The organism is Paraflavitalea devenefica, from assembly GCF_011759375.1.
GTDB classification, from domain to species: domain Bacteria; phylum Bacteroidota; class Bacteroidia; order Chitinophagales; family Chitinophagaceae; genus Paraflavitalea; species Paraflavitalea devenefica.
The window spans coordinates 1-2,491 of record NZ_JAARML010000016.1 but is presented as its reverse complement, the minus strand read 5'-3'; the positions used below and the strand labels follow the sequence as shown (position 1 = coordinate 2,491).

Here is a 2,491-nt window from a genome sequence, read left to right as displayed (position 1 = left end):
CGTAGGCTAAGCACCTGTCGCCTTTCCATATTTCTATGACAGGTTTACCTGTGCTCGCCCCCGAACCGTACTTACACGTCTCCATGTATACGGCTCTCCATTATTACCTTCAGTCTATTCCCCAGTATGTATTTTCCTGTGACAGGATGTGCATACAGCCATTGTTTTTCTTAGTCTTCCGATCATTTTGATTTGCCAGGGTTGTTTTCCGCTTTTCAGATCGCTCATTTTTCTGATGTGGTGCATTTCCAGTGCACTTTCCGATTCACATAATTCGCATTTTTCGGCTTTGAGTCTGTCAATCAGACTTGTTCTGCCGTATGTGTATGCCACATCAGGAGGGGCGTCTAAATGGTAAATCATACTGCTGTTCTGACGTTTGAAGCCATTGTTGTAAAAGATGCTATTTTTCTCTTCTCCTTTTTTGTTTGCATAGGTTACAGTAAAGATTTTATTCTTTATGTATCTGCGACATATTTTCTGGACTGTAGTTTTGTACTTACCCGCAAAGGTTTTGTACATACTATATTCCATAATAAACTTAAATGAGTTTAGAGTGGTAGCATTTAGTGCGATAGAATAATAATTGTACAGCCCTCTGATCTCTGCATTGTACTGTTGTAGTAATTCAAGATCATCCTTGTATAGTAAGTTTGGCCGACTTTTGGACTTCCAGCGTTCCTTTCCGCCGTTTCCGCAGATATGCATCGCACCATACTCCAGAAGTTTATTTTTAATAACATCTGGCGGTATTTTAACGACTATCCTGCCATGGAACGTACGCTTTAGTTTGCCGGCGCTATCCCTTTTAGTTCGATTTGACCTACGTACGTGGATATCAAAAGATAGAAATTTTGCAGGTGTATTTGAGTGTGTAATCAGCGTCTTTTCTTCAGAAAGTGCAAGCTTTAGTTTTGCATCAAGAAAGTGCTTTATGTCTTCTTTAATTGACTTGCATTCATTATAACTCCCTATTACACCGATCAAAAAATCGTCTGCGTATCTCACATATTTGATTCTCTTATAGTTACTATCCATTGAGTTGCAGTAAGGAACAGATACTCTGCTTTTTTCTGTCATTTTTATTCTATCGATCAGCATTTTTCTTTTGACAACATCTTTTTCATTTTTTAGCTGTTTAATGCATCTTGCCCGTACATATGCGAGGTGCTTATGGACCGGATTTTCTTTTCGCGATTTGCCGGTATCGTATTTCTGCCTGTACTCTTCCATATATTTATCCAGCTTATCCAGATAGATATTGGCCAGTATAGGACTAACAATGCCTCCTTGTGGAGTTCCACTGTTGGTTTTATGGAGTATCCAATCTTCGAGATACCCGGCTTTGAGAAACTTTCTGACGAGTCTGATAAAGCGATCATCTGAGATGCGTTCTTTAAGAATACGTATCAATTTTTCGTGATTGATATTGTCAAAGAAGCCACTTATATCACCCTCAATGAACCATTTCACTCCTGTAAATGTTCGACGAATATGCTGTACAGCAGTGTGACAGCTGAGTCTTGGTCGGAAGCCATGTGAAGTAGCTTCAAAACTATTTTCATAGATGGCTGACAAGATCATTCTTATAACCTCCTGTAACAATTTATCATCAAACGTTGGTATACCCAAAGGGCGCTTCTTCCCGTTCTTTTTAGGTATATAAGTCCTTCTTACAGGTTGTGGACAGTATTGCTCGTCTTTTAGTTTTTCGATCAGCGTATCAATACGGGTCAGGCTCATTTGATCTATGGTAGAGCCATCTGATCCTGATGTCATATTACCTGGCTTGGCATATATATGCTGATAAGCTGTGTAATACATTTCCGCATTGAATAATATCCGGTAAAGCCGCTCATATTTGTAAGAACTACATTTGCTGTGCTTTGTCAGACTGTTTAATACGTTTTGTGGATGTCTCATAATGTCTCACACATTTTCCAGAATTAGTATTAAAAGGCAATAACTGTTTCCCTTCGCCATGTGCAAGGCTTTCCCTTGCGCGGACTACTACGGAAACTCCGTTACCATGCTGGATTTTCATAAGTCTCTAACTTAATAGCCATTGCTGGCGTTCCAGTTTAGGTAATCCCCGTTTAGTTGCTTTGTAACTATGGCATTTACGATTGTCGGATACGACGTCCACCCTTTTCTGCTTATGGCAGTTGTGCTGTAATCTGTTCATGCCTTAACTTCGTTGCGGGAAAAGTAAGGTATTACAGAATGACGAGTTTAGTTATCTTACGTCATTGGTCTAGCAGGCCCCACTCGGATTATCGTTCAATCAATCTGGATTTTATCCTTATATCGTATTCTCATCCATCGTTCAGTCGCAGCCTGATAACTGACTGACTTTCGACTTTACCGGCATGCTATACTCCCCGGTTGGTTTCCCTCACGGATAAGCCGGTGATGACGGGTCTTTGTGAACACTAACCCGATACCCTGCCAGGGTATATTTACAAAGCAACCCTTTACGGGCGCACGGCAA

At 40.5% G+C, this 2,491-nt stretch carries 1 protein-coding gene; it reads right to left on the bottom strand.

Annotated elements, in window-relative coordinates; translation table 11 throughout:
* Nucleotides 1-114 precede the first annotated feature (114 nt).
* A complete protein-coding gene (locus HB364_RS32835; RefSeq protein ID WP_167292697.1) occupies nucleotides 115-1,923 on the bottom strand; it encodes a reverse transcriptase/maturase family protein in 1,809 nt (602 codons plus the stop codon).
* Between the last annotated feature and the right edge of the window lie 568 nt (nucleotides 1,924-2,491).

Bases quoted from the DNA above. Each gene is read 5' to 3' on its own strand.
- HB364_RS32835 (WP_167292697.1), bottom strand. From the start codon at position 1,923: ATGAGACATCCACAAAACGTATTAAACAGTCTGACAAAGCACAGCAAA.